The following is a 26,291-nucleotide window of genomic DNA, read 5'->3' on the forward strand; positions in this document are numbered from 1 at the left end:
ATAGACTGTAACGCTGTTGCTGGTCGTCGACTGAGTATGTCAGGACTTGTTAATCTAGGCAACTCATGGCGTAATCCATTTTAAATCAAAGGGTTGAGCTAGAGCTTGACGGATTTCGTCGGTACTATCAGTGAGTTTACTGAAGCTATCGACGGCTGCTACTTCGCTAGTCAAGGTGATCATTTGCTGTTGCCAACTAAAACGCAGTGCATACGCATGCAGCAGCATACGCGAAGCAGTAGCACCGCCGTAACGTCGGTCACCAGTGATGGGGCAGGATAGGCTTTTTAACGCCACCCGTAACTGATGTGTGCGGCCGCTAAACGGGCGCAGCAGATAGAGACGCTCACCGATATCTAAGTGATAGCTAAAAAATTGCGTGCGGGCAAAATGTTCACGATCACGGCTAAGTATCCAATTGCCGTTGCGTGATTTGCGCATGCCGCCTTGAATCCAGCCTTGCTTTTTTTTCGGCTTACCCGAGGCCACCGCGAGGTAAATCTTACTGACTTGTTGTTTGGCGAATAGCTGACTTAAGCTGGCCGCAGCGTCGGCATTACGGGCCACCAACAACAAACCCGAGGTGTCTTTGTCGAGTCGATGTACAGGCCATAATGGCTGCTTGAGTTGTTCGCTCAATTGCACCATTAAGCCTGCACCTTGGTCGCTGTGCATACCAATCCCGGCAGGCTTATCAACCACATAAAAATCGCGGTGTTGATGAAGAATGCTGTGCTCTATCGACATAAGGTCATGCTCATGTGGTTGCTCGCCAGCGCTGTGAGTACCATCGGCTGGTCAAGACAGCAACGTCAGAGTCGGGTTATACTCGCGCTAGTATACAATAATTAACAAGGGTGAATATGTCCCCAGAGCGCTATCAACGCATTAACCAGATGCTCGACCAACGGCAACTGGATCTCACATTATGTTTAGAAAACGTGCATAAGCAGCATAACTTAGCTGCGGTAGTACGCAGTGCCGATGCTGTTGGTGTGCATGACGTGCACGCGGTTTGGCATTGTAAAAAAAGTCGTATCTCGGGTGGCACCGCGTTAGGTAGTCAAAATTGGGTTCGGGTGCACAAGCACCGCAGCATAGACGATGCACTGCAAACGATTAAACAACAAGGCATGCAAATTGTGGTGACGCACTTGTCTGACAGTGCGGTCGATTTTCGTGAGATTGACTACACCCGTCCAACCGCCATTTTATTAGGACAGGAAAAATACGGGGTATCAGAACAGGCGTTAGCGGCTGCCGACCAGCAGGTGGTTATTCCGATGTTAGGTATGGTGCAATCGTTGAATGTGTCGGTCGCGGGGGCAGTGATGCTCTATGAAGCGCAGCGGCAACGGCAGTTGGCGGGTATGTATCAACGACCACAACTAAGCGAAGCGGAGCGTCAGCGAGTGTTGTTTGAAGGCGGGTTCCCGCAATTTGCCAAGTTATGCCGACAGAAACGTATGGCTTACGCTCGCGTGGACGAGCATGGTCAAATTGATGCCAGTGACGACTGGTGGCGGCAAATGCGGTCGACGCAATCACTTAGCGTTAGCGATTAAGTGTTGCTAGGTTACTGATGATGCAAGACGGCACCCTTAACCGCATTCCGCTAACGACGCTAAAAGGCGTTGGTGACAAAGTTGCCGAAAAGCTGGCTAAGTTGGGGCTAGTTAGCGTGCAGGATGCCATTTTTCACTTGCCCAATCGCTACGAAGACCGTTCGCGTATCGCTGCTATCGCCGATTTACGCGCCGGCGATGCGGTGAATGTGGTGGCGCAAGTGGATTCTGCCGATATTAGTTATGGTCGTAAACGGACGCTGCGTTGCCGTGTGAGTGACCAAAGCGGTAGTTTAACGTTACGCTTTTTTCAGTTCAGTGCCGCCCAATTAAAGCAGTTCAAAAGCGGCCAGCGTTTACAAATTTTTGGCGAAGTGCGCCGCGGTATGCAGGGGCCGGAAATGATTCACCCGGAATATCGCTTGTTACAAGCCGACGAATCGGCGCAATTGCAAGATACCCTGAGCCCCATTTATCCGGCCACCGACGGCGTTACGCAAGTGACTTTACGTAAGGTCATCGCACAAGCCTTGAGCTATTTGAATGAACGTGCCGTGCCAGAATTGTTGCCAGAGCCTTTACGGCCTAATCGATTGACGCTACTGGAGGCGATTCAAACCTTACATCAACCGCCGTTAGATGTGTCATTACAGGACTTATTACTGGGCCAGCATCCGGCGCAGCAACGCTTAGCGACGGAAGAACTGCTCGCGCATCAACTGAGCATGTTGCAACTGCGCGCCCACAAGCAGCAGCAAGCGGCTCGCGCGATTGCTCCCGCAACGGCATTACAGCAGCAATTTTTACAGCAGTTGCCGTTTCAACCGACTGCCGCACAGCATCGTGTGGTCGACGAGATACAGCAAGATATGGCCCTACCGCAACCGATGATGCGCCTGGTGCAGGGCGATGTCGGCTCGGGTAAAACGTTAGTGGCGGCGTTAAGTGCGCTCAGTGTGTTAGCGGCCGGCGGTCAAGTGGCCGTCATGGCGCCGACCGAACTGTTGGCCGAACAGCACGCCTTGACCTTTCGCCAGTGGTTTGCGCCGCTAGGCATTGAAGTGGGTTGGCTCAGTGGTCGTAGCAAAGGTAAGCAGCGTCAGCAAACGCTGGCACAATTAGCTGCCGGAGATATTCACTTGTTGGTGGGAACGCATGCGCTGTTTCAACGTGAGGTCGAGTATCGGGCGTTAGTGTTAATCATTATTGACGAGCAGCATCGTTTTGGTGTGCATCAGCGTTTAGAATTACGACAAAAGGGTATCGAACAGGGTTTTCATCCGCATCAATTGATCATGACCGCTACGCCGATCCCGCGTACTCTAGCCATGACCGCTTATGCCGATTTAGCCACCTCGGTGATCGATGAGTTACCGCCGGGGCGTACTCCTGTCACTACCGTGGCTATTCCCGATACTCGCCGTGAGCAGGTGGTTGAACGTGTGCGGCAAGTTTGTCGTGAACAAGGGCGGCAAGCGTATTGGGTGTGTACCTTAATTGAAGAATCTGATGTGCTGCAGTGCCAAGCGGCTGAAGATACCGCTAACGCGTTGCAGGAACAACTGCCAGAGCTGCGTGTCGGACTGGTGCATGGGCGCTTGAAGGCGGCCGAAAAAGAACAAGTGATGCAGCAGTTTAAGGCCGGTGATCTGGAATTGTTAGTGGCCACTACGGTGATTGAAGTGGGAGTCGATGTGCCCAACGCCAGCTTGATGATCATCGAAAATCCCGAGCGCTTAGGTTTAGCGCAACTGCACCAATTGCGTGGCCGCGTGGGACGCGGTGCGGTCGCTAGCCACTGTGTCTTGCTGTATCACAGTCCGCTGTCAAAGAATGCCAGTCAGCGCTTAGCGGTGCTGCGCGAAAGCAATGATGGTTTTGTTATCGCGCAACGTGATTTGGCGCTACGGGGGCCGGGCGAATTGCTGGGACAGCGGCAAACGGGATTAGCCGAGATGCGTGTTGCCGATTTAGTGCGCGATGCCGACTTATTGCCGCAAATCAAGCAATTGGCCGAACGTATTTGGCAGCAATACCCGAGTGTTAGCGAACCTTTGATTGAGCGTTGGCTACCACGTCGTGATATTTACGCCCAAGCATAGCGTCGAATGACGCGTTTGAGTTGGGGAATTGGGCGCTATACAGTACACTAAGCGCACGTTGATCGTAGGAATGAATGATGACTGATTCGCAATCTGAACGCACCGACTTTGGTTACCAAAAAGTCGACAAATCTGCCAAAGCGGGCATGGTCGCTCAAGTATTTAATTCGGTGGCGGCTAAATACGACATCATGAATGATTTAATGTCGCTCGGTATCCACCGCTTATGGAAACGCTACACCCTAGACTGTAGCGGTGTGCGGCCGGGTATGCGAGTGCTTGATATTGCCGGCGGTACCGGCGATTTAACCGAACAGTTTGCTAAGCGTGTGGGTGCGCAGGGCGAAGTCGTACTCGCTGATATTAACGACGCCATGCTTAGTGTGGGGCGCGAAAAGCTGCGTAACCGTGGGGTGGTGGGTAACGTCAGCTATGTGCAGGCGGATGCCGAACAGCTGCCGTTTGCCGATGATAGTTTTGATGTTATTACCATTGCCTTTGGTCTCCGTAATGTGACCGATAAAAACCGCGCGTTGCGCTCGATGCTGCGCGTGTTAAAGCCGGGTGGACGGTTGTTAGTATTGGAGTTCTCTAAGCCAGTGCAGCCGCTGCTGAATCAGGTTTATGACTTTTATTCGTTTAATCTGCTGCCGAAAATGGGGCAATTAGTGGCAGGAGACGCCGACAGCTATCAATATCTGGCCGAATCGATTCGTATGCATCCTGACCAAGAAACGCTGAAAGGCATGATGGTCGATGCTGGCTTTGATAACGTTGATTATCATAACCTGACAGGCGGCATCGTCGCCTTGCATCGAGGTTATAAGTTTTGATGATGTTGCTGCCGTTGCTACCACTGACCTTAGCCGAAAAGCTTGCCAACCAATTGCTGCATGCCGACCCAGCGTCGTCAGCACGGTTACAAGCGTTACGCGGTAAGCGACTACGCTTAACCCTGCGGGAACTCCCACAGCCGCTAACGTTAACGGTGGTTGATGATGGCGTGGTGTTTGCCGTGCACGACGACAATGATGTCGACTGCCATATTCAGACCGCCTTAGCGGTTTTACCCGAGTTGCGTGACAGCGCTAACATTACTCGGTTAATCAAAGCCGACGCCTTGGATATCGAAGGTGATCCGATGTTAGCGCAACGCTTTAGCGCATTATTTCGCGATTTGGATATTGATTGGCAAGCCACCTTAGCCAGCCGTATTGGCGAGTTACCGGCTTATTGGTTAATCAAACGTTGGCGGCAAAGTCGACGCTGGCTAACACGGCGCATGGCCGAGCAGCGTGATTGGTTGCGTGATACCGTGGTGGAAGAAAAGCAGCTGTTGGTCAGCGCGGTAGAGTTCGCTGTGTTCAGCGACGATTTGCAGGCTTTGCGGGCGCGCTTAGATCGTTTACAACGGCGCCTAGATAGTTTACCAGCGGAGGGTTAAGCAGTGCGTTTGCAACGGCTTTATCAGATCACCAAAACGCTGCTGAGCTATGGTCTGGACGACCTGATCCCCAAGCGCTGGCTACCTTGGACCGTTCGTTGCGGTCGCTACCTGCTATTTTGGATGCCGAATCGGCATCGCGATAAGTCTGCTGGGGTGCGCTTACGTTTAGCGCTGCAAACGCTGGGTCCGGTGTGGGTTAAATTTGGCCAAATGTTGTCCACCCGACGCGACTTGTTACCGGCGGATATCGCCAATGAACTGGCGTTGTTGCAAGACAAAGTTCCGCCGTTTGACGGCGCGCAGGCACAGCGGCTGATTGAGCGTGCGCTTGCCGTGAGTGACATTAGCCTACTGTTTGATAATTTTTCTCAGCAGCCGCTGGCGTCGGCGTCGATTGCGCAAGTGCACACCGCGCAGCTGCGATTGCTTGATGGCAGCGTGGAAGACATTGTTATTAAAGTGATTCGACCGGATATTAAAAATGTCATCCATGCCGATTTAAAATTAATGGATACCTTGGCCTCGGTGCTGGCCAAGCACCTTCCTGATGGTAAACGACTGAAACCGCGCGAAGTGATCCGCGAGTACCGTAAAACGCTATTGGATGAGTTGAATTTAGCACGAGAAGCGGCAAACGCGATTCAGCTGAAGCGTAATTTCGAAGGCTCTGACCTGCTTTACATTCCTAAAGTGTATAGCGACTTCAGTCGCGAAAATGTGATGGTCATGGAGCGCATTGATGGTATTCCCATCAGCGAGGTTGAGACTTTGCGTGCGCGTGGCGTGGACATGAAAAAGCTGGCTGAGCGCGGCGTTGAAGTGTTCTTTACGCAGGTATTCCGTGACAGCTTCTTTCATGCTGACATGCATCCGGGCAATATTTTTGTCGCTAAAGATGACCCCTTGCACCCACGTTACATTGGTATAGATTGCGGTATTGTTGGCACCTTAAACCGCGAAGATAAACGCTATTTAGCCGAGAATTTTTTGGCGTTTTTTAACCGCGATTATCGAAAAGTTGCCGAGCTGCACGTTGATTCCGGATGGGTGCCTAAGCACACCAATATTGAAGATTTTGAGTCGGCTATTCGTACCGTTTGTGAACCTATTTTTCAAAAGCCATTGGCGGAAATTTCGTTTGGACATGTATTGGTTAACTTATTTAACACCGCGCGTCGCTTTGAAATGGAAGTTCAGCCACAATTGGTCTTATTACAAAAGACGTTGCTCTACATTGAAGGCTTAGGGCGACAGTTGTACCCGGAGCTCGATTTGTGGAAAACCGCAAAACCATTTTTAGAGCGTTGGATGGCGGAGCAGTTGGGCTGGCGTGCGGTGGTGCGTTCGCTAAAAGAGCACGCGCCTTATTGGGCTGAGAAATTACCCGAAATTCCAACGCTATTGTACGATAATCTTCGTGAGCAGAGCGATATACAGCGTCAGCAGTTGAAGCTGTCGGCGGCGCTATTAGACAGCCAACGGCAAGCCAGCGACCGCCGTTTTTGGGGCAGTTTGAGCTTAGTATTTTGGTTTGCGAGCTGGGGTTTACTATTCTTAGAGAAGCCGTGGTCGGCGATTATTGCTAGTACTGCGGCTGCCGTAAAGCGTGGCGGAGTCGCTCGCATTAAAGAAAAGAGGGTGTTATGGGTGGAATTTCTTGGCCACAAATTTTAATTATATTAGCGATTGTCGTCTTGCTGTTTGGCACTAAGCGATTACGCAATATCGGTTCTGATTTAGGCAGTGCGGTTAAGGGCTTTAAAAAGTCGATGGCCGAAGATGACAAGCAACAACATCAGCAGGCCGATGCTGAATTAACCGATGACAGCAGTAAAACAACAGAACAGCAAGGCTCTAAGCAAGCGGATAAGCAGGATCGCTAAAGCATGTTTGATATCGGTTTTTGGGAACTGCTGCTGATTGCCGTGGTGGCATTGTTGGTGCTCGGTCCTGAACGTCTACCTAGCGCTCTGCGTAGTGTGCAGCGCACGATAAAAGCCGTGCGTAGTTATGGCAGTCGAGTGCAGGCTGAGCTGAATCACGAATTGCGCGTCAACGAACTGCATGAGCATCTGAAAAAAGCCGAGAGTAGCAAGTTACATGAACTGAGTCCGGAGTTGCAGCGCTCGTTAGTGGAGTTGCAACAGGCCGCCGATACCGTACAGCGACCTTATCAAAAAGGTACCTATCAACAAACGAGTGAAGACTCGCCAACGTTGAAAGACAGTAGCGACGAAGATGGTGCCGCCTCGCGCGCCGAGAAGCAGCCGCGCTCATGAGTCAACATACACCGTTAATTGGTCACTTATTAGAACTACGTAAGCGCTTATTGCGGGCGGTGGTGGTGGTGTTATTGATTTTTGCCGGTCTGGCTTATTTTGCCACCGATATTTATCACTACTTGGCTAAGCCGCTGTTGCAGCATCTGCCGCAAGGCTCGCAAATGATCGCGACCGATGTCGCTGCACCCTTTTTTACGCCGTTCAAACTGGCCTTTGTGGTGGCTATTGCCATTGCTATTCCCTACTTGCTATGGCAATTATGGAGTTTTATCGCGCCCGGTTTATATCAACGGGAGCGACGCTTAATTGCACCGTTGCTGTTGAGTAGTTCATTATTGTTTTACGGCGGTGTGGCGTTTGCTTATTTTGTGGTGTTACCGTTAGCTTTAGGCTTTTTTACCAGTGTGGCGCCAGAAGGCGTGACCGTTGCTACCGATATTAGTCGCTATTTAGACTTTGTACTGGCGATATTTATGGCTTTCGGACTCGCATTCGAAATGCCGGTCGCTATTATTTTGCTGTGCTGGAGTGGCGTTACCGATGCCGCCAGTTTACGCGCGAAACGCCCTTACGTGATTGTCGGGGTATTTATTGTGGGTATGCTGCTAACGCCGCCCGATGTCATTTCACAAACATTACTGGCAGTACCTATGTGGTTACTGTTTGAATTGGGTGTGATACTTTCGGGCTGGTATCAAAAGCAACCTTTACAAGCATCATCAACAACAGGTGAAGAATAATGAAAGTATTGTCAGGAATGGCGTTATTAGCCCTGATGTCAGTGCCGGCTGCGGCACAGTCGGTTAGCCAACAACAACTAGCCACCTGTGCCGGTATTCAAAATGCGCTGCAGCGCTTGGTTTGTTACGACAAATTAGCGCAAGGTGAAGGAGTCGATGTTGCTGCTGCGGTGAGCACCAATAATAACAGTTCAAGCAATACAAACGGGCCAGCACAAGCACAGCCACAGCCATCTTATGAAGAAGAATTCGGTAAAGAACATCGAGATTATGCTAAAAACCGACCTGATCGTTTGAATGTCGATATTAGTTCATACAAGCAAGACCCTTATGGCAAGTGGACGATAACCTTGAGTAACGGCCAAGTTTGGAAACAAAGTGAGACCAGTTCTAACTTTAGTTTTGATGAAGGCGCTAGCTACTTTATTGAACGCGGTGTATTAAATTCTTTCTTTTTGGGGCGCACCGACCTCAATACGCGTCTACGGGTGCGTCGGATAGATTAAGTCGATGACGCGCTGGTTCGACACTGGGGTCAATTTGACCAACAGTAAACTGCTGCCGCAAGCCGATGACATCATTAACCGTGCCTTAGGCGCTGGTGTGCAACGTATGTTAGTCATTGGTACGTCGGTGGCAGAATCTGAAGCGGCGTTGGCGTTGTGCGAACGCTATCCAGCGCAATTGGTGGCTAGCGTCGGGGTGCACCCACACGATGCCGCCGCCGCACCGACCGATTTTATTGAGCGCTTACGCTCACTCAGCCAGCATCCTGCAGTGGTTGCCATTGGAGAGTGCGGACTCGATTATAATCGGCTCTATTCACTCGCGTCACAACAACGTCAAGTATTTGCTGCGCAACTGGCATTGGCAGCAGAAAGGCAGCTACCGGTTTATTTGCATGAGCGCGATGCGCAACAAGATCAATTAACGTTGCTGCGTCAATACCGCGAACAAATACCGGCTTACTTCAGTCATTGTTTTACCGGCAATAAGCAAGCGTTAGCCGCTTATTTGCAGCTGGATTGCTATATTGGCATTACTGGCTGGGTTTGTGACGAACGTCGTGGTCAAGAGTTACAACAAGCCGTGCTTGATATTCCCAATGAACGCTTGCTGTTAGAAACCGACGCGCCGTTTTTATTACCGCGCAATGTGCGCCCGCGGCCACGTTATAATAGCCCACAGTTGTTACCTGCCATTGCCGAAATGGTTGCTAGTCTTCGTCAACAATCGCTATCGCAGTTGGCTGAACAATGTTGGCAGAATAGCGTACGACTGTTTGGTGCAACCACAGCCGACGCTATCGAGCGTTAATCATGAAAGCCTCAATAGTACTTTGGCTGATGGGTTTGTTCACACTCTGTGTTAGCGGTGTCGCTCTGGCTAGCTCACAAGGTCACCCGCAGTGGCCGTTGCTGAGCTATCAAACTAGCGGTGAGCAATGGCAGATTGAAGACGCTATCCAGGCGCCGCCAGAGAGTTGGCAGAGTCATCCACAGCAACGTGTGTCATTTGGTTACACACAGGCGGTGTACTGGTTTCGTTTTGACTTACCGGCTTCGCAACACGCTCGTGTCGTGAATATAGAATACCCACTGTTGGATCATGTGGATGCGTTTTTTGTGCGTAACGAGCAGGTTATTAAACACGTTCAAGTCGGCGATAAATATCCGTTCGATGAGCGTGAAGTGGCGTTGCAAGATTTTGTCATCGCGGTGGCCGCGGCGCCTAAGCAGCAAGTCTATTTACGTGTGCAAACGACCAGTTCGTTGCGGTTACCGGTGACGGTCTGGCGTTTAGACGATTATGTCGAAGCGCGTACGCAAGCCGATACCCTGTCAGGCATGTACTATGGTCTGTTATTTTGTATGGCGGTTTATAACTTATTCGGTTTTTTAGCCGCGCGCGAAGCTGGCTTTTTAAGTTATACCGGTTATACCATCTTTATGGGTCTGCTAATGGCTACTCTGGACGGTTCCGGCTTTCGCTATTGGTGGCCGAACTCGGTGTGGTTACAAGACCACGCCATCGTCTTGTTTGGCAGTATCACCTTCTTCTTTGCGGCAGTTTTTACTCGTCATTTGTTGCAAGTGCCGCGTTACAGTCAGCGTTTAAATCGCGTTTTATCGTTATTTCAATTAGCCACCGTATTGGTATTTTTGAGTGGCTTATTGTTGCCTTATAACCAAGCCATTCATGTGCTATTGGGCTTCGCCATCATCGGCAGCGTAACGCTGTTGGCTATCGGTATTTATTTATGGCGGCAAGGCTTAATGTATGCGCGTATTTATGTACTGGCTTGGGGCGTACTGTTGGCTGCTATCGTGGCTAACTCTCTGGCCTATCTTGGTATTCTCGATAGCGGTTTTATTCAGCGCAACGCCATTATGATGGGCTCAGCTATTGAAGTCCTGCTGTTGTCATGGGTGTTGGCGGTACGTTATACGCATGAGCGGAATGCTAAATTAGCCGCTCAGGCAGAGGCGCTGCGACAGGCGGAAGCGACTCAGCAAACGCAGACTTTACTGAATGAACAGTTAGAAGAGAACGTCGCCGAACGGACTTTTGAATTGCAAATTGCGCTTCGAGAACTGCAAGATGCGAATAACGAGCTGGAACAAAAAAACCGTGAAGACAGCTTGACGGGTTTATATAACCGACGTCATTTTGATCGCCAGCTCGATGTCGAATTTCGCCGGAACTATCGGCAAAATAGTGCGCTGTCGCTGATCATGCTCGATGTTGATCATTTTAAAGAGATCAACGACCAATATGGACACATTGCCGGTGATGATGTGTTGGTGAGTTTAGCCGAACTACTGCGGACGCGCTTTAAACGTGGCAGCGATATTGTCGCGCGCTACGGTGGTGAAGAATTTGTGGTTATCCTCCCCGCAACCGACATTGAAGGGGCGATGGTGGTGGCTGAAGATCTGCAACAACGTATTCGCCAGCAGGTGTTTAAGGTTAATCAAAAGCAGCCAATAACACTGACGGTCAGCATGGGCGTGGCGGAAGTGAAAGGCGGTGCCTATAAGACTGCAGTGCAGCTATTGAAAGCCGCCGACGAGATGCTGTATCAAGCGAAACATGCAGGGCGCGATAAAATTATCGCCGAGGCTAGCCCTGCATTATTACTACCCCAGCAGCCGCCACCATCGTAATGGTGATCAAGATAAACGCGTTGTACCTGTCATAGGAGAGTTGTATGCAAGTAATAGGACAGTTTCCGTTCCGTCGTTTGCGTCGTAACCGCCGTACCGACTTTACCCGTCGCTTAGTGGCCGAAAATCAGTTGAGCGTCGATGACTTGATTTATCCGGTGTTTGTATTGGAGGGCGAGCAACAACGCGAAGCGGTAGCATCGATGCCTGGTGTCGAGCGTTTATCGATCGATTTATTGCTACAAGAATGTGAACAATTGGTCGCCCTTGGCGTGCCCGCAGTCGCGCTTTTTCCGGTCACCCCGGCTTCGGCCAAATCGCTGCTGGCGGAGGCCGCTTATGATGACGATGGCTTAGCACAGCGTGCGGTAAAAGCGATTAAAGCGCGCTTTCCGCAGCTCGGAGTGATCACCGACGTGGCACTTGATCCTTTTACCAGTCACGGCCAGGACGGTATTTTGGATGACAGCGGCTATGTGATTAACGACGTTACCACCGACGTGTTGGTTAAACAGGCGTTGTCACACGCGCGTGCGGGCGCCGATATGGTTGCCCCGTCGGACATGATGGACGGCCGTATTGCCGCTATTCGTGACGCCTTAGAAGAAGAAGGCTTCGTACACGTGCAAATCATGGCTTACTCGGCTAAATATGCGTCGGCGTTTTATGGGCCTTTCCGTGATGCCGTGGGCTCGGCAGGTAACCTTAAAGGAGCCGATAAAAAGACCTACCAAATGGACCCAGCCAATAGTAATGAGGCGCTGCACGAAGTAGCGATGGATATCGAAGAGGGCGCCGATATGGTGATGGTGAAACCCGGTATGCCGTACTTAGATATCATCCGCCGCGTCAAAGACGAACTGCAAGTACCGACGTTCGCTTATCAAGTCAGCGGCGAATACGCCATGATGCAAGCTGCGATTGAAAATGGCTGGCTCAGCGAGGCGGTCATCATGGAATCGTTGTTGGCGTTTAAGCGCGCTGGCGCCGACGGCATCTTAACCTATTACGCCAAATACGCTGCGCAACAACTGCAGTCGGCTTAATCGACGATATGCAACGCCCAGCCTACGCGCTGGGCAATTTTTTGCTCGTCTTGCAACAATGACAACACATAGGGGTTCTGCTGCTGCCAATCGCTGGGCAGGGTCAGCGTAAATTGCTGCTGCTGGCAAGCCAGATGCATAGCCGGTATGACATCGTGTCGACGCCGCTGAGCAAAGATAATCGCCAACCGTAAAATACGTAATAAGTCGATAAGTGGTGTTGTCAGCTGGGCTAATCGCGGTTGTGATAAATAGCCTCGACAATCGCGCAACAAGGCTTTTAGGTCTTGCTTTTCTTGCACACTAAAACCGGGCATATCGGTGTTATCAATGACATAAGCGCTGTGCTCATGTGAGCGCTGATAGTTCAGTTGCAAACCGATTTCGTGCAGGTAACTGGCTGCGCTAAGTAATTGCTCGCCGTGTCGTCGTGTGGCTAAGGGGGGCTGCGGGTTAATCTGCCGCCAACAGCTTAGCGCCACCTGCCGCACCCGATCGATTTGCTCGGCGTCGAGGTGGTAGGTTTCAAGGAGACTATTTAAAGTACGCTGGCGCGCGCAGTCGCCTTGCAGCAAATGCTTTAATTGTTGATAAATCAGGCCTTCACGTAGCGCGCCATTAGCGACTTGAATGGTCTCGATATTTAGGCTCCGACATAAGCCAAGCAAGATACATAAACCACCCATAAATACGGGTTGACGCTCGGGATTAAGACCGGCAAAGTTGAGTCGTTCTATGCTACCCGCCTGTATAGCCTGTTGTAGCAACTGCTCTAGCCAAGCATGGCTAATTTGATCTTGTTGAGGGTGTTGGCAGAGCATCTCGTCGAGCGCTTTAAAGGTGCCGCTAGCACCTAATACTGCTTGCCAGCCATGGTGTTGATAGTCATGCTGGAAAGACGCAATTAAGCGCTGACTAGCGCTGATAGCTGATTCACAGGCGGTTTCGCTGATCTGGTTTTCGGCAAAAAAATGGTTTTGCCAGACCACACAGCCCATGTCCAAACTGTGCAGTATGTTAGCCTGTGCTCCTTCCCCGGCAATCACTTCGGTGCTAGCGCCACCGATATCGATGACTAACGGACGCTGTTGCTCGGCGCTGGTATAGACCACGCCCTGATAAATGGTTTGCGCTTCTTGTTGCCCCGAAATGATGCTAATACGGTGGCCAAGCACGGCTTCTAAACGCGGTAACACCTGTTGCGGATGAGCCAGTTTGCGAAATGCCGCGGTAGCGACGACTTGTATGTTATCGGCCGCAATGTCCTGTACACGGTCAGCAAATAGCGCCAAACAATCGCAGGCTCGCTTGATAGCCGCCTCATCCAATTCGCCTTGTGCATTTAAGCCGCTGGCTAAGCGGACTTTACGACGAATGCGGGTGACAACTTGAATGGCGCCAGCGACCACCCGAACCACTATCATATGGAAGCTATTAGAACCTAAGTCGATAGCGGCATAATAATGATTCGAGCGCATTGGCGGGTTGGTCTACGCTTGCGGCTTGCGTCGCTGCGAGCCTTGTTGACGTCGGCGTCCTTGTTGGCCGCCGCGGCCTTGGCCACTACGACCTTGACCTCCGCGACTATTACCGCCACGGCGACGTTGCGAACCACCACGAGGTGGTCGAATGTCGCTTAGTAGCGCATCGGGATCATACTTGGTCACAGGAATGCTGTGGTCGATGTAGTCCTCGATGGCGGGTAAATTATAAACGTACTCTTCGCAAGCCAAACTAACGGCTTGGCCACTGGCTCCGGCTCGACCGGTACGACCAATGCGGTGCACGTAATCTTCGCAATCGTCGGGTAAATCGAAGTTATAAACGTGACTCACCGCAGGAATGTGTAAGCCTCGAGCGGCAACGTCGGTGGCGACTAAAATGTCGAGTTCACCGTCGGCAAACTGCTCTAAGATTTTTAAGCGTTTACGCTGTGCCACATCGCCGGTTAGCAGACCTACGCGATGACCGTCGTTAGCCAACCATTGATAAACTTTTTCGCAACCGTGCTTGGTGTTTGCAAAGACAATGGCTTTTTCTGGCCAATCTTCCTCAATCAGCGTCAGCAATAGCTTCATTTTATCCGGTTTTGACGGATAAAATAGCTCTTCGCTTACGCGTGTGGCGGTTTTCTGATTAGGTTCAACTTCGACTTTGGTCGGCGCATTCATGTGCTCATAGGCGAGCTCTTGCACGCGATAAGACAAGGTAGCCGAGAATAATAAGTTTTGACGCTGTGCCGGCTTCGGCATGCGCTGGAATAAGAACCGAATGTCTTTAATAAAGCCCAAGTCGAACATACGGTCGGCTTCATCCAGCACTACCACTTCGATATTATCTAAGCTGTAAACGCCTTGTTTGTAATAATCGATGAGACGGCCAGTGGTACCGATAAGAATGTCGACACCGTCGCTCAGCTGCTGCCGTTGAGATTCGTAACCCTCGCCCCCATATACCACAGCAAGGCGCATGTCACAGTGTTTTGCCAGCGCTTCGGCGTCGTTAGCGATCTGAATGGCTAACTCACGCGTAGGAGCCATAATCAAGGCTCGCGGCACACGCGGCTGATCCGATGGACGTGGTTGTGCCAATAGCTTTGCGAAAGTCGCAACGAGAAAGGCGATTGTTTTACCGGTCCCCGTTTGTGCCTGACCCGCCACATCGTTACCAGCTAAGGCAACGGGAAGGCTAAGGGCCTGGATCGGGGTACAATTATGGAAACCAACGCTATGCAGCGCATCTAGCACTTGCTTGGGCAAGTTCAGGTCGGCAAAGCGTGTTTCAGTCAAGTGTGTTTTGCTCATAGCGTAAGCATATCAGTTTGCGCTTGCTTTCAAAAACAGAAATAATAGGATTTCTATTATTTCACGCGAATAACTGCGGAGATTAACATGAGTGATAAAATTGTTCAGTTGACCGATGATGGCTTTGAAGCCGATGTGGTCAATTCCGATAAACCCGTTCTGGTTGATTTTTGGGCCGAGTGGTGTGGTCCATGTAAGATGATCGCGCCTATCCTGGACGACATCGCGGAAGATTATGCCGACAAGTTAAAAATCGGTAAGCTGAATGTAGATCACAACAATCAAACACCACCAAAGTTTGGTATTCGTGGTATTCCAACCCTATTGCTGTTCAAAAACGGCGAAGTGGTTGGCACCAAAGTTGGTGCATTATCACGCACGCAATTGACAGAATTTCTTGATCAGCACCTGTAGGCGGGTGCGACGCGGCAGCAACGCAGTGAGCGTCGCGTGCCGCGTCATTTTCTGTTTTTATCGGCAAATGCGGTAATCGGCAAAGTTTTAACGGTAGAAAACTAGACGCCGTCGTGATTTGGTGGTAATTTCTTCAACAGTACTTTTCTTCGGGTTACCCAACCTTCGGTAACTTCTGTTTCTGACGCACCAGTCTGGGCCAGTCAGGGCAACCTAACCATTAATTATTTGTTCAATCGATAATCTCGAAAACCCACCTTATGAATCTAACAGAACTGAAAAATAAACCGGTAAATGAATTGGTCGAGCTCGCCGAAAGCATGGGCTTGGAAAACATGGCACGGATGCGCAAGCAGGATATGATTTTTGCCATCCTGAAAGCGCATGCGAAAAGCGGTGAAGATATATACGGCGGCGGCGTCTTGGAAATCTTACAAGATGGCTTTGGTTTTTTACGCTCGGCCGACTCGTCGTATTTAGCGGGTCCTGACGACATTTATGTGTCACCGAGCCAAATTCGTCGTTTTAATTTGCGTACGGGTGATACGTTAGGCGGCAAAATCCGCCCACCAAAAGAAGGTGAACGTTATTTTGCCCTGCTAAAAATCCGCGAAGTCAACCACGATAAACCCGAAAACTCCCGCAATAAAATCCTCTTTGAAAACCTGACACCGCTACATGCCGATGAACGTCTGCGCATGGAACGAGGTAATGGTAGCACCGAGGACATTACCGCGCGTGTCTTAGATTTAGCATCACCGATTGGTAAAGGTCAGCGTGGCTTGATTGTGGCGCCACCCAAGGCAGGTAAAACCTTATTGCTGCAAAATATTGCACAGTCAATTGCCGCTAATCACCCAGAAGCTGAGTTGATGGTGTTATTGATTGATGAGCGCCCGGAAGAAGTTACCGAGATGCATCGCCTGGTTAAAGGCGAAGTGGTGGCGTCAACTTTTGATGAACCCGCTAGCCGCCATGTGCAGGTTGCTGAAATGGTCATCGAAAAAGCCAAACGTTTGGTTGAACACAAACGTGACGTGGTCATTTTGTTAGACTCAATTACCCGTTTAGCGCGTGCCTACAACACCGTCATTCCTAGTTCCGGTAAGGTATTAACCGGTGGTGTTGACGCCAACGCGCTGCATAAGCCTAAACGTTTCTTTGGTGCCGCACGAAATGTCGAAGAAGGTGGTAGTTTGACCATCATCGCTACGGCGCTTATCGATACCGGTTCAAAAATGGACGAAGTCATTTACGAAGAGTTTAAAGGCACCGGTAACATGGAGCTGCACTTGAATCGTAAAATTGCCGAGAAGCGAGTATTCCCGGCCATCGACTTTAACCGTTCGGGCACGCGTCGTGAAGAGTTACTGACCACGCCAGACGAACTGCAAAAGATGTGGATTTTGCGTAAGATCATTCACCCGATGGGCGAAATCGAAGCGATGGAATTCCTGATCGACCGTTTGCAAATGACCAAGACCAACGAAGAGTTTTTCGAGTCGATGAAACGTCAGCGTAACAGCTAAGCGAATAAGCAATCGTCATGATTAAGCCGGCAGCCGCATGGTGCCGGCTTTTTTGTACCTGAATGTTTTGTTTTTTGAATGAAAATCGACCAGTCAGTGATACTCTATTCGCTCATCGCTGCTTCGCGGGCGACGATGTCGGCGGCTTCTTGCCGCTGCTCCGCGGTGCTTTGTTCGGGCGTTTGTTGCGCTGGCGCTTCGGCAAGTAAGGCCAATTCGATCAAAATCGGAAAGTGGTCGGAGCCAAAGGCGGGTAAACGCTTCATTTCGACCAGCGCAAAATGCTCGCTATGAAAGACGTGATCGAGCGGCCAGCGCAAAAATGGCACCTTAGCGTGAAAGGTATTGTAAGCACCACGGCCTAAACGCGGATCGAGTAAGCCACTGATTTTCCGAAATAAGCGCGTAGTGCGTGACCACGCTACATCGTTTAGGTCACCGGCGACAATGACTGGCAACGAGCAATCTTGCACGCGTGACGCCAACTTAACCAATTCCGCGTCACGCGGCAACGAAAAGGTGTTTTCGATCGGGCTTGGCGGTGCTGGATGGACACAGTGCATAGCAATGCGATGATCACCCGGTAAATTGAGCTGAAAATGCATCGACGGAATGCCATCTTGCACGATGTATTCAATACTGGCGTCTTCTAATGGCCACACCGAGTAAACCAACATGCCGTACAAGTTATCTTGCGGACAACGCAATACATGGGGATAGTCGTCGGTTAATTCATCCAATTCGTCCATCCACCAATCATCGGTCTCTACCGCGACTAAAATATCAGGGCGCTGCTTGTGCACAATTTCTAGCAAGCGTTTAGAGCGGCGATTAGACTCTAATACGTTGGCGCACATCACTCGAATATGGCTAGCGGATTGACGCTGGGCTTGGGGCAACCGCGCAAGACGTTTAACTTGACTGGGTAGCAACTGGGTATAGGGTAAAATCCAAGCACTGTGATAAGCCAAACATAAGCATTGGCTCAGAATCACTAGCCACCACCAGTCGTTAACTTCCGCCAAACTGAAATTGGCGACCAGCAATGCCAACGACACCACGCTCAACTGTAAGCGCGGGAAATCCCAGCCACGGATTGCCCAATGACTGAAACGCGATAATGGCAACAGCGTCACCACAGCAACCACAGCGGTTAGTATCAAAAGTGTCAGTGACAAGCCGTTCATTGCCATCCTTATTAGCCTATTATTTTAGCCTACAATTCCTTGCTAGAGAGTTACGCAAAAAAGCGCTTTTCAGACTAACCTTTTTTCTGTTGGAGGTCGACGTTAGTGCGCTGCAAACAGTCGGTAAAAACGTTATACTCGGCGCAGTATCCTCAGGCTAGGTAAGCGCAGCGCATGAAATATCAGGATTTACGCGATTTTATCGCGCAATTAGAACAACAGGGCCAACTCAAGCGTATCACACAAACCATCGACCCCTATTTAGAGATGACGGAAATTGCTGACCGTACATTAAAAGCGGGGGGCCCGGCGCTACTGTTCGAAAATGTTAAAGGTCATGATATGCCGGTATTGGCTAACTTATTCGGTACGCCAGACCGGGTTGCGCAAGGCATGGGGCAAAATTCGGTCGAAGCATTACGCGACGTGGGTAAATTATTGGCTTTTTTAAAAGAGCCAGAGCCACCGAAAGGTTTTCGTGATGCGTTGAATATGTTGCCGGTGTACAAAAAAGTACTATCCATGTCGCCGAAAGTGCTAAAGAAGCCGCCTTGCCAAGAGGTGGTGGTTAGCGGTGACGATGTCGATTTAACCCGCTTACCGATTCAACATTGTTGGCCGGGCGATGTGGCACCGCTGATCACCTGGGGGCTGACGATTACCCGAGGGCCGCAAAAAGAACGACAAAATCTGGGTATCTATCGGCAGCAACTGCTGGGCCGTAATAAGCTCATTATGCGTTGGCTATCACATCGTGGCGGCGCCTTAGATTATCAGGCCTGGTGTCAGGCTCACCCGGGTCAGCGCTTTCCGGTGTCGGTTGCTTTGGGGGCCGATCCGGCCACTATTTTAGGTGCCGTTACCCCGGTACCGGACAGCTTATCGGAGTATGCCTTCGCGGGCTTATTGCGCGATAGCAAAACCGAAGTAGCCAACAGCGTTAGCAATGATTTACAAGTCCCCGCTCATGCCGAGATCATTTTAGAAGGCTATATTGAGCCGGGCGAGACGGCACCGGAAGGACCTTATGGCGACCACACCGGGTACTATAATGAGGTCGACGAATTTCCGGTGTTTACCGTAACTCACATCACTCACCGTAAGCAGCCGATTTATCACAGCACCTACACCGGCCGTCCGCCGGATGAACCCGCGGTGTTAGGCGTCGCCTTGAACGAAGTGTTTGTGCCGTTGTTGCAAAAGCAGTTCCCGGAAATTGTTGATTTCTATTTACCGCCTGAGGGCTGTTCTTATCGCATGGCGGTGGTGACCATGAAAAAACAATACGCCGGTCATGCTAAGCGGGTCATGATGGGCGTATGGTCGTTTTTACGACAGTTTATGTATACCAAGTTCGTGATCGTCTGCGATGACGATGTTGATGCCCGGAACTGGCACGACGTGATATGGGCGATTACCACACGGATGGACCCCGCACGGGATACCGTATTGGTTGAAAACACGCCCATTGATTACTTAGATTTTGCATCGCCAGTTAGCGGCTTAGGCTCAAAGATGGGCATGGATGCGACCAACAAATGGGCTGGCGAAACCGACCGTGAGTGGGGTCAGCCGATTGTCATGGATAGCGATGTCAAAGCGCGCGTCGACGCGCTTTGGGATGAACTGAATATATTGGAGTAAGCAGCATTTATGAAACAACTGAGTTGCCAAGCGAGCATTCGGGCAAAATTGACCGATAGCGTTTATGAAGTCGCCCTCGATCTACCTGAACCACTGCCGTTTGCCGCTGGACAATATTTGCAGGTGGTTATGGGCGAGCGCGATAAACGCCCGTTTTCGATAGCGTCTTGTCCAAGTCAGCCACAACAACTGTTGTTGCATATCGGCGCCAGCGACGATAATCCATATGCGATGGAAGTGATTGCCGCGATTCAGCAACAGCAGCAATTGTCGATCGAAGTACCGTTAGGCGATGCGCATTATCGTGCTGACAGCGCGCGACCGTTATTATTGCTAGCCGGTGGTACCGGTTTTTCCTACGTATGGTCGATTTTGCAAGCGCATTTAGCCAGTGGTAATGGGCGTCCGGTAACGCTGTATTGGGGTGGGCGTAGCGCCAATGACCTTTATTTGCACAAGCAGTTAAAGCGCTTGGCGGATGAGTATGAACAATTCGATTATCGACCGGTGGTCGAAAATGCCGAGGCCGACTGGCGCGGTGCCATTGGCTTAGTGCACCACGCAGCAATTGCCGAACAACCGCAATTGGCTGAGCACGACGTTTATGTCGCGGGACGCTTTGAAATGGTGCGGGTGGTACGCGATGATTTTGTCGCCAAGGGCTTACCATTGGCTAACCTGTATGGCGATGCGTTAGCCTTCATTTAGGTTCTGACTAACAACACTTGCGTTGGCAATTATTCGCGTTATACTTGCCGCGCATTTTTACCAAGGGGTGTCGGGCAACCGGCTGAGATGCGAAAGCGAACCCTTAATACCTGATCCGGTTAATACTGGCGTAGGGATGGTAGTCTAAAAACCAGTCTACAGTTCTATATACTTGCCTGAACCGGGTCTTTTCTTGCTGTTTCAACAAGGAATGATCCATGTATAAAAATCTTATCACACTGTCTGTGTTAAGCCTGTCGTTCAGTTCGTGGGCTAATGACGTTAACAGCGTCAAAGCTGACGATGCTGCTATGGAAGTCATCGAAGTCACCGCCGATTTTCGCACACGTTCAATTGATGCGACGCCAGCCAGCGTTAGCGCCTTATCCAAAGCCGACATTGAACGTCGCTCGGCTAGCTATTTGGACGAGATGCTTAATGCTGCCGCCAATGTCAATTTTGCCGGTGGTGCCTCACGCGGACGCTTTATTCAAATTCGCGGTATTGGCGAACGTAGCCAATTTGTTGACCCTATCAATCCATCGGTGGGACTGATTATCGATGGGATTAATTACAGCGGTCTGGGCGCTGCTGCCACCTTGTTCGATATCGGTCAGGTCGAGCTATTTCGTGGGCCGCAAAGCGGTCGTTTTGGTGCCGATGCAATGGCCGGTATGATCGTTATGAACAGTGTCGCGCCAAGCGATGATGTGCGCGGTCAATGGCTATTTGATATCGGTAATTATAATAAGCGTATGGCTGGCTTTGCCGTAGGTGGTGATTTAGCCGCGCTGGGCCGTGGTCGAGTGTCGCTAAGCCAGTTAAATAGCGATGGCTTTACCTATAACGACTATTTACAGACCGACGATACCGAGTCACGCGACGAAATGACCGTCAAGCTGGCGCTTGATAGCGACCTTGGTCAACATTGGCAGTTACAAAGCCGGTATCACCATATTGATGTTAATAACGGTTACGATGCCTTTTCACTAGAAAACAATCGTCATACGTTGTCAGACGAACCGGGCTATGACCGTTTGCAAAGTGATGCGCTACGGTTGCAGTTAAACTACACCGGCTGGCAGCACAGTCGTATTGAATTATCATCCACCTGGCTGCAAGCCGATACCGCTTATGCTTTTGACGAAGACTGGACCTATGTCGGTATTGCGCCGGGCTGGGAGTATTCATCATTCGATGCTTATGAGCGTGATCGTGACGATGCCACTTTTGAGCTACGTTGGTTATCACAACAGCCCATAGAACTGTTCGGTATTCCGTCAGACTGGGTCATCGGCGTTTATCATTACCGCCGTGATGTCGATTTATTGCGTGATTATTTTAACTATGACCGTGATGAAGCCACCATTTTCACCAGCGATTATCAATCTCGCAGTTCTGCTATCTATGCCGAATGGCAACAGCATTGGCGCGATGATTTAACGGTGACTTGGGGCATCCGTGGTGAGCGTTACGATAACGACTACATCGACAGCAATGCGGTTATTGCTAATCCCAGCGATACCATGTGGGGAGGACGCCTCAGTGTGAATTATCAAGTGCGTCCGCAAACCTACATCTATACCACGTTAGCACGCGGTTATAAAAATGGTGGGGTCAATGGCGAGGCGCTCGGACGAGCAAAAGACCAGGCGTTAACCGAATTAGAAGACTATTTATTAGCACGCGCAACCTTTAAGCCAGAACTGCTATGGAACGCCGAATTTGGCGTCAAAGGACGTTCCGAAGATCAGCGCTTAACGGTGCGTGTTAGCAGTTTTTACAGTTGGCGTGACGACGTTCAGTTAAAAAGCTGGGTAAACCGCGAGCAAAGCTTTGTCGGTTACATCGAAAACGCCGCCAGCGGCGATAATTATGGGCTTGAGGCCGAAGTTGGTTATCAAGTTAGCGACAATTGGCGGTTATTTGCCAGCGCGGGCTGGTTACAAACTAAAATTGATGGCTTTGTTACCGAAGATGGCGTTGATATGAGTGGTCGCGACCAAGCTCAGGCACCCAATTATCAGTTTAACCTAGGCAGCGATTATTGGTTTAACGAGGCTTGGCAATTACAGTTAGAAGTCGATGGTAAAGACGGTTTTTACTTTAGCGACTCGCATAATCAAAAAGCCGACAGCATGCTGTTACTGCACGCGCGTATCAATTATCACATCGGCGATTGGACGTTGACGGCTTATGGGCGCAATTTAACCGATGAAGATTACGCCATCCGAGGTTTCTATTTTGGCAACGACCCACGCGATGAGTACGTCACCGAAACCTACAAGCAGTACGGTGAACCGCGGCGTTTTGGTATTAGCGCTAGCTACCAGTTTTAAGGAGTCAGATAATGCAATTATCCGCAGAACTATCGTTGTACCCATTGGCGGCTGAAGAGTTCCGGCCGGTTATTCAAGATTTTATCGATAGGTTGAATCAGCACTCTGGTATCGAGGTTCACACCAACACCATGAGCACCCAAGTATTCGGTGAATTTGACACCGTCATGAGTGTCTTGCAACAAGAGCTGAAAATCACTTATCAACAGCTGCCAAGCCAAGTGTTGGTGTGTAAATTCATCAATAATGACTTGCGTCCGGCGCAGTGATGGAAGGCTTGTTTGAAGCATTGGCGCTGACTTCCTATTGGGAGCTCAGCGCACTCTTGTTGGCGCTGGCTTACTTAGTGTTGGCGGCTCATCAAAGTCAGTGGTGTTGGTTAATGGCCGCTGTCAGTTGTAGCATTTATACCGTGCTATTTTGGCACAGTAAGCTGTATATGGAGTCGTTCTTGCAGCTTTGCTATATCCTCTTGGCGGGCTATGGCTGGTGGCAGTGGCAATATCAGGTGCAGCAAGCGGCGTCGCAGGTGAGTCCGCAGGGTGCCCGTTATAGCTGGCGCTGGCACTGGCCAAAGCTGCTCGTTGTGGCGGCGATAGCCTGTGTTTGCGCGTTACTGTTGGCGCACTACACCGATGCCGAACAGCCTTGGCTAGATAGCTTTACCACCTGCTATAGCTTGTTTGCCACTTACTTGGTGGCGCAAAAAGCTCGCGAAACTTGGTGGTATTGGTTAGTGATAGACGCCGTTTACGTCTACCTTTATGCTGTTAAAGGATTCACGGCAACAGCCTTGTTGTTTGTGCTTTACTTATTACTGGTGCTATACGCCATGTGGCGTTGGCGGCAGGATTCAGCCTTAGGTAGCTCGGTATGCTCGGAGAATGGTTAAAACACTTGCCGATTAAAGGCCCTTGGCAGGTTGAACCGGCCTTGTCAGGGGTTTCTAATCAAGTTTACGTGATCAGCAATGGTCAACAGCGTTATGTATTAAAGCGCTTTTGTCACGATCACCCTTATGGTCTGGATCGCCAGCAAGAAGTGCAGTTGCAGCAGCAGTTGGCGCAGCAAGGTTTAGCGGCTGAAGTGATTCATTATGATGCTGAGCGCGGCTTGTTGCTGCAGCAATTTGTGCCAGCACCAGCGCTGGCACAAACCAAGATGACTGAAGTCGAGCGAGTACGTATTGTGGCTGAAAACCTGGCTCACATTCATCGTATTCAAGTCAACTTAGCGAGCTGGTCGCTACGCCAGCGTGTCGATAGTTATTTGCAGTCGTTGGCACAGTTTGATGCCGCTACCGCCGCTAATTTTCGACGCCGTTTGCGCGACTACCGAGAGTTATTAGATAGCTGGGGCGCGCACCCCGTGTTTTGCCACAATGACTTGGCCTACCAACATATTTTGCTGACGCAACCGAATAATTGCGTGCTCGATTGGGAATATGCTGGCTATGGTGAACGTTTATTCGATATCGCCAGTACTATAGTTGTCAATCGCTTATCGGCCGCGAGTAGTTTGTCGCTGGTGCATGCTTACGAAGGTATTAGTGGGCAAAATATCGATTGGCAGCGCTTACAATGCTGGATAGCGCTGGTGAAGCAAGTCAATCAACTCTGGTTTGAGCTACACCATAAGCTTCAGCAGACCTAATTTCCGCCGCCACCACACCTGTAGAGGCTCTCGCTATGTCTGACGATAAGGCGTTGCAGGATAAGCTATACCAGTATTTAGCCGAAGACGAAGATGCCCGTGTCTGTAAAGATATTCCCGAACAAGCCTGCAACGAACAGCCGCGCGCCTTTGTTTTAACCTTATTATCACTGACCCTAACGAAATTGGGCGATAGCTTAATTAGTGCACGCTTAGTTTTACCATGGATGCTCTCCAGTTTAGGCGCGCCGGCAGTATTCATCAGCGCACTGGTACCGTTACGTGAGTCGCTGGCGCTGTTACCGCAACTAGTGGTGGCGCAACAATTACGACAACAGCCTGTTCGCAAATGGTTTTGGGTCGCCGGTAGTTTAGGTCAAGCGGTCATGCTGTTGGCTATGGCCTTTGCGTTAGCTTGGCTAAGTGGCGACAGTTTAGGTTGGACAGTGGTGCTGTTGTTGGCCGGTTTTAGTATAGCGCGCGGGGTTTGTTCGGTGGCCGCGAAAGATGTCACAGGAAAAACCATTGCTAAATCGCGACGCGGTCGCTTGAGCGGGGTGGCTGCATCGATAGCGGGCTTACTCAGCGTGTTAACGGCGCTGTTGATCATGCTGAGTCCAGCGTTGACCGCACAGCGTTGGTTATTTGTACTGATTGTTCTTGTGGCGGCGTGTTTGTGGATGATGGCTGCCATGACTTATGCCGCGATCCCCGAAGTCAAAGGTGCTACAGAGGGTGGTGGCAATGCCCTCAGTGAGGCCGTCAAATCGATGCGCTTGGTTATCAGTAACAAACGTTTTGGTGGCTTCGTATTGATTCGCGCATTGTTGGTCAGCACCGCCTTCGCCATTCCTTACTTGGTGGTATTAGTACAGCGTGAAGGTGCCGCAAGTATTACCAGTCTAGGTGGTTTGATGCTCGCTAGTGGTTTAGCTGGGTTGTTGGCGGGCCGTTTTTGGGGGCGATGGTCAGACGTCGCTAGCCATCAGGTGATGGCCGCAGCGGCAGGCTTATCGGTATTGACCATGCTGCTGGCGTTAGCGGCTTACTATTGGGCAACGGATTGGTTGGCATCGGCGGTTTTTGCCGGCTTGCTAATGTTTCTTTCGGCGGTAGCTCATCATGGCGCGCGAGTAGGACGTAAAACTTATTTAATTGATATGGCTACGCAAGACAATCGCGCGCAACTGACTGCGGTATCCAATACCTTAATGGGGATCGTATTATTGCTCGGTCTGTTGCTGGGATGGTTAGACAGTGCGTTGGGTGTGACAGCGGTACTTTGGTTATTGATCGGGGTCGGTGGGTTAGCCACGCTGGGAGCACTAAAACTGGCAAGTGTGAGTGCTAAAACGTCATCCTGAACGGACTTGATGGAAGTAAGCCAGCGGTTGCGGCACCGCTGGCGACAAATCGATAGCGATTTTAATGCTTACTTACCACCGCGAACTAAGCCGTAAAGGCCAACTACCACGGCAATCGCGCCACCGACTAAGAACCAGATAGAGTTATCGGTGGGTTCACCAGTAACCGCTTGAGAAACTTCTGAAGCCGCAGATTGCGACGCTTCATAGCCGAAATACAGCAGAATCGCTCCGGCAACGATCAGCGCAAGTCCAATGATTTTACCCATAACAACACTCCTTTTTGTTGACTGTTTTATC

General features: G+C 50.5%; 26 protein-coding genes and 1 riboswitch. Of the genes, 21 read left to right on the forward strand and 5 right to left on the reverse strand.

Annotated elements, in window-relative coordinates:
- Positions 1-63: 63 nt before the first annotated feature.
- Positions 64-747: a TIGR01621 family pseudouridine synthase gene (locus A10D4_RS05250; RefSeq protein WP_008488199.1), complete on the reverse strand. Its 684-nt coding sequence runs from the start codon at positions 745-747 to the stop codon at positions 64-66.
- Between the two features lie 116 nt (positions 748-863).
- Between A10D4_RS05250 and trmH the strand changes: the two genes are divergently transcribed.
- The 12 genes from trmH to hemB all read left to right on the forward strand — a co-directional run bounded on the left by trmH (position 864) and on the right by hemB (position 12,349).
- Entirely contained in the window at positions 864-1,565 is a 702-nt protein-coding gene (trmH, locus tag A10D4_RS05255; RefSeq protein ID WP_008488200.1) for a tRNA (guanosine(18)-2'-O)-methyltransferase TrmH, read from the forward strand.
- A 20-nt stretch (positions 1,566-1,585) separates the two neighbouring features.
- Positions 1,586-3,667 (forward strand): ATP-dependent DNA helicase RecG, encoded by a 2,082-nt coding sequence (gene recG / locus A10D4_RS05260; protein ID WP_008488201.1) that lies wholly within the window; start codon positions 1,586-1,588, stop codon positions 3,665-3,667.
- Between the two features lie 77 nt (positions 3,668-3,744).
- Positions 3,745-4,500 carry a bifunctional demethylmenaquinone methyltransferase/2-methoxy-6-polyprenyl-1,4-benzoquinol methylase UbiE gene (gene ubiE, locus A10D4_RS05265; protein WP_008488203.1) on the forward strand — a complete coding sequence of 252 codons (756 nt, stop codon included), beginning with the start codon at positions 3,745-3,747 and terminating at the stop codon, positions 4,498-4,500.
- Positions 4,500-5,111 (forward strand): ubiquinone biosynthesis accessory factor UbiJ, encoded by a 612-nt coding sequence (locus tag A10D4_RS05270; protein ID WP_008488204.1) that lies wholly within the window; start codon positions 4,500-4,502, stop codon positions 5,109-5,111. Before ubiE ends, A10D4_RS05270 begins: the two co-directional genes overlap by 1 nt.
- Before the next feature lie 3 nt (positions 5,112-5,114).
- Positions 5,115-6,788, forward strand: a complete 1,674-nt coding sequence (gene ubiB / locus A10D4_RS05275; protein WP_008488205.1) for a ubiquinone biosynthesis regulatory protein kinase UbiB — start codon at positions 5,115-5,117, stop codon at positions 6,786-6,788.
- On the forward strand, positions 6,758-6,997 hold the full coding sequence (tatA, locus tag A10D4_RS05280) for a twin-arginine translocase TatA/TatE family subunit (RefSeq protein WP_008488206.1): 240 nt from the start codon (positions 6,758-6,760) through the stop codon (positions 6,995-6,997). Before ubiB ends, tatA begins: the two co-directional genes overlap by 31 nt.
- Before the next feature lie 3 nt (positions 6,998-7,000).
- Positions 7,001-7,393, forward strand: a complete 393-nt coding sequence (tatB, locus tag A10D4_RS05285; protein WP_008488207.1) for a Sec-independent protein translocase protein TatB — start codon at positions 7,001-7,003, stop codon at positions 7,391-7,393.
- Entirely contained in the window at positions 7,390-8,136 is a 747-nt protein-coding gene (gene tatC, locus A10D4_RS05290; protein WP_008488208.1) for a twin-arginine translocase subunit TatC, read from the forward strand. Before tatB ends, tatC begins: the two co-directional genes overlap by 4 nt.
- A complete protein-coding gene (locus tag A10D4_RS05295) occupies positions 8,136-8,642 on the forward strand; it encodes a hypothetical protein (protein WP_008488210.1) in 507 nt (168 codons plus the stop codon). Before tatC ends, A10D4_RS05295 begins: the two co-directional genes overlap by 1 nt.
- 4 nt (positions 8,643-8,646) lie before the next feature.
- On the forward strand, positions 8,647-9,453 hold the full coding sequence (locus A10D4_RS05300) for a TatD family hydrolase (protein WP_008488211.1): 807 nt from the start codon (positions 8,647-8,649) through the stop codon (positions 9,451-9,453).
- Between the two features lie 2 nt (positions 9,454-9,455).
- Positions 9,456-11,303 (forward strand): sensor domain-containing diguanylate cyclase, encoded by a 1,848-nt coding sequence (locus A10D4_RS05305; RefSeq protein ID WP_051002090.1) that lies wholly within the window; start codon positions 9,456-9,458, stop codon positions 11,301-11,303.
- A 44-nt stretch (positions 11,304-11,347) separates the two neighbouring features.
- On the forward strand, positions 11,348-12,349 hold the full coding sequence (gene hemB / locus A10D4_RS05310) for a porphobilinogen synthase (protein ID WP_008488213.1): 1,002 nt from the start codon (positions 11,348-11,350) through the stop codon (positions 12,347-12,349).
- Here hemB and A10D4_RS05315 read toward each other — a convergent pair.
- Positions 12,346-13,827: a Ppx/GppA phosphatase family protein gene (locus A10D4_RS05315; RefSeq protein WP_008488214.1), complete on the reverse strand. Its 1,482-nt coding sequence runs from the start codon at positions 13,825-13,827 to the stop codon at positions 12,346-12,348. The genes hemB and A10D4_RS05315 overlap by 4 nt on opposite strands.
- Before the next feature lie 12 nt (positions 13,828-13,839).
- Positions 13,840-15,153 (reverse strand): ATP-dependent RNA helicase RhlB, encoded by a 1,314-nt coding sequence (gene rhlB / locus A10D4_RS05320; protein WP_008488215.1) that lies wholly within the window; start codon positions 15,151-15,153, stop codon positions 13,840-13,842.
- Positions 15,154-15,240: 87 nt separating this feature from the next.
- Here rhlB and trxA point away from each other — a divergent pair, with 87 nt between their 5' ends.
- Together trxA and rho are read left to right on the forward strand one after the other, a co-directional pair.
- Positions 15,241-15,567, forward strand: coding sequence for a thioredoxin TrxA (trxA, locus tag A10D4_RS05325; protein ID WP_008488216.1), 327 nt, complete (start codon positions 15,241-15,243; stop codon positions 15,565-15,567).
- Positions 15,568-15,827: 260 nt separating this feature from the next.
- Entirely contained in the window at positions 15,828-17,096 is a 1,269-nt protein-coding gene (gene rho / locus A10D4_RS05330) for a transcription termination factor Rho (RefSeq protein WP_008488218.1), read from the forward strand.
- A 104-nt stretch (positions 17,097-17,200) separates the two neighbouring features.
- Here rho and A10D4_RS05335 read toward each other — a convergent pair whose 3' ends face one another.
- Positions 17,201-18,283: an endonuclease/exonuclease/phosphatase family protein gene (locus A10D4_RS05335; protein ID WP_008488220.1), complete on the reverse strand. Its 1,083-nt coding sequence runs from the start codon at positions 18,281-18,283 to the stop codon at positions 17,201-17,203.
- A 174-nt stretch (positions 18,284-18,457) separates the two neighbouring features.
- On the opposite strand from A10D4_RS05335, the gene ubiD reads away from it, so the two are divergent.
- The 7 genes from ubiD (at position 18,458) to A10D4_RS05370 (ending at position 25,991) form a co-directional block, all read left to right on the forward strand.
- Positions 18,458-19,927, forward strand: a complete 1,470-nt coding sequence (gene ubiD, locus A10D4_RS05340) for a 4-hydroxy-3-polyprenylbenzoate decarboxylase (protein ID WP_008488221.1) — start codon at positions 18,458-18,460, stop codon at positions 19,925-19,927.
- Between the two features lie 9 nt (positions 19,928-19,936).
- Complete coding sequence (gene fre / locus A10D4_RS05345) at positions 19,937-20,635, forward strand: NAD(P)H-flavin reductase (RefSeq protein WP_008488222.1); 699 nt, start codon at positions 19,937-19,939, stop codon at positions 20,633-20,635.
- 53 nt (positions 20,636-20,688) lie between these two features.
- A riboswitch (TPP riboswitch) is annotated at positions 20,689-20,789 on the forward strand.
- A gap of 64 nt (positions 20,790-20,853) precedes the next feature.
- Positions 20,854-22,974 (forward strand): TonB-dependent receptor, encoded by a 2,121-nt coding sequence (locus A10D4_RS05350; RefSeq protein ID WP_008488223.1) that lies wholly within the window; start codon positions 20,854-20,856, stop codon positions 22,972-22,974.
- An 11-nt stretch (positions 22,975-22,985) separates the two neighbouring features.
- A complete protein-coding gene (locus A10D4_RS05355; RefSeq protein WP_008488224.1) occupies positions 22,986-23,243 on the forward strand; it encodes a YkoF family thiamine/hydroxymethylpyrimidine-binding protein in 258 nt (85 codons plus the stop codon).
- A complete protein-coding gene (gene pnuC / locus A10D4_RS05360) occupies positions 23,243-23,866 on the forward strand; it encodes a nicotinamide riboside transporter PnuC (protein WP_008488225.1) in 624 nt (207 codons plus the stop codon). The genes A10D4_RS05355 and pnuC overlap by 1 nt, the downstream gene beginning before the upstream one ends.
- Complete coding sequence (locus A10D4_RS05365; protein ID WP_008488227.1) at positions 23,848-24,627, forward strand: phosphotransferase; 780 nt, start codon at positions 23,848-23,850, stop codon at positions 24,625-24,627. The genes pnuC and A10D4_RS05365 overlap by 19 nt, the downstream gene beginning before the upstream one ends.
- Before the next feature lie 35 nt (positions 24,628-24,662).
- Entirely contained in the window at positions 24,663-25,991 is a 1,329-nt protein-coding gene (locus tag A10D4_RS05370; protein WP_008488229.1) for an MFS transporter, read from the forward strand.
- Between the two features lie 68 nt (positions 25,992-26,059).
- Here A10D4_RS05370 and A10D4_RS05375 read toward each other — a convergent pair whose 3' ends face one another.
- Positions 26,060-26,260: a DUF3185 family protein gene (locus A10D4_RS05375; RefSeq protein WP_008488230.1), complete on the reverse strand. Its 201-nt coding sequence runs from the start codon at positions 26,258-26,260 to the stop codon at positions 26,060-26,062.
- Positions 26,261-26,291 lie beyond the last annotated feature (31 nt).

The organism is Idiomarina xiamenensis 10-D-4, assembly GCF_000299895.1.
Lineage (GTDB): Bacteria > Pseudomonadota > Gammaproteobacteria > Enterobacterales > Alteromonadaceae > Idiomarina > Idiomarina xiamenensis.

Bases quoted from the DNA above. Each gene is read 5' to 3' on its own strand.
- A10D4_RS05250 (WP_008488199.1), bottom strand. From the start codon at position 747: ATGTCGATAGAGCACAGCATTCTTCATCAACACCGCGATTTTTATGTG.
- trmH (WP_008488200.1), top strand. From the start codon at position 864: ATGTCCCCAGAGCGCTATCAACGCATTAACCAGATGCTCGACCAACGG.
- recG (WP_008488201.1), top strand. From the start codon at position 1,586: ATGCAAGACGGCACCCTTAACCGCATTCCGCTAACGACGCTAAAAGGC.
- ubiE (WP_008488203.1), top strand. From the start codon at position 3,745: ATGACTGATTCGCAATCTGAACGCACCGACTTTGGTTACCAAAAAGTC.
- A10D4_RS05270 (WP_008488204.1), top strand. From the start codon at position 4,500: ATGATGTTGCTGCCGTTGCTACCACTGACCTTAGCCGAAAAGCTTGCC.
- tatA (WP_008488206.1), top strand. From the start codon at position 6,758: ATGGGTGGAATTTCTTGGCCACAAATTTTAATTATATTAGCGATTGTC.
- tatB (WP_008488207.1), top strand. From the start codon at position 7,001: ATGTTTGATATCGGTTTTTGGGAACTGCTGCTGATTGCCGTGGTGGCA.
- tatC (WP_008488208.1), top strand. From the start codon at position 7,390: ATGAGTCAACATACACCGTTAATTGGTCACTTATTAGAACTACGTAAG.
- A10D4_RS05295 (WP_008488210.1), top strand. From the start codon at position 8,136: ATGAAAGTATTGTCAGGAATGGCGTTATTAGCCCTGATGTCAGTGCCG.
- A10D4_RS05300 (WP_008488211.1), top strand. From the start codon at position 8,647: ATGACGCGCTGGTTCGACACTGGGGTCAATTTGACCAACAGTAAACTG.
- A10D4_RS05305 (WP_051002090.1), top strand. From the start codon at position 9,456: ATGAAAGCCTCAATAGTACTTTGGCTGATGGGTTTGTTCACACTCTGT.
- hemB (WP_008488213.1), top strand. From the start codon at position 11,348: ATGCAAGTAATAGGACAGTTTCCGTTCCGTCGTTTGCGTCGTAACCGC.
- A10D4_RS05315 (WP_008488214.1), bottom strand. From the start codon at position 13,827: ATGCGCTCGAATCATTATTATGCCGCTATCGACTTAGGTTCTAATAGC.
- rhlB (WP_008488215.1), bottom strand. From the start codon at position 15,153: ATGAGCAAAACACACTTGACTGAAACACGCTTTGCCGACCTGAACTTG.
- trxA (WP_008488216.1), top strand. From the start codon at position 15,241: ATGAGTGATAAAATTGTTCAGTTGACCGATGATGGCTTTGAAGCCGAT.
- rho (WP_008488218.1), top strand. From the start codon at position 15,828: ATGAATCTAACAGAACTGAAAAATAAACCGGTAAATGAATTGGTCGAG.
- A10D4_RS05335 (WP_008488220.1), bottom strand. From the start codon at position 18,283: ATGAACGGCTTGTCACTGACACTTTTGATACTAACCGCTGTGGTTGCT.
- ubiD (WP_008488221.1), top strand. From the start codon at position 18,458: ATGAAATATCAGGATTTACGCGATTTTATCGCGCAATTAGAACAACAG.
- fre (WP_008488222.1), top strand. From the start codon at position 19,937: ATGAAACAACTGAGTTGCCAAGCGAGCATTCGGGCAAAATTGACCGAT.
- A10D4_RS05350 (WP_008488223.1), top strand. From the start codon at position 20,854: ATGTATAAAAATCTTATCACACTGTCTGTGTTAAGCCTGTCGTTCAGT.
- A10D4_RS05355 (WP_008488224.1), top strand. From the start codon at position 22,986: ATGCAATTATCCGCAGAACTATCGTTGTACCCATTGGCGGCTGAAGAG.
- pnuC (WP_008488225.1), top strand. From the start codon at position 23,243: ATGGAAGGCTTGTTTGAAGCATTGGCGCTGACTTCCTATTGGGAGCTC.
- A10D4_RS05365 (WP_008488227.1), top strand. From the start codon at position 23,848: ATGCTCGGAGAATGGTTAAAACACTTGCCGATTAAAGGCCCTTGGCAG.
- A10D4_RS05370 (WP_008488229.1), top strand. From the start codon at position 24,663: ATGTCTGACGATAAGGCGTTGCAGGATAAGCTATACCAGTATTTAGCC.
- A10D4_RS05375 (WP_008488230.1), bottom strand. From the start codon at position 26,260: ATGGGTAAAATCATTGGACTTGCGCTGATCGTTGCCGGAGCGATTCTG.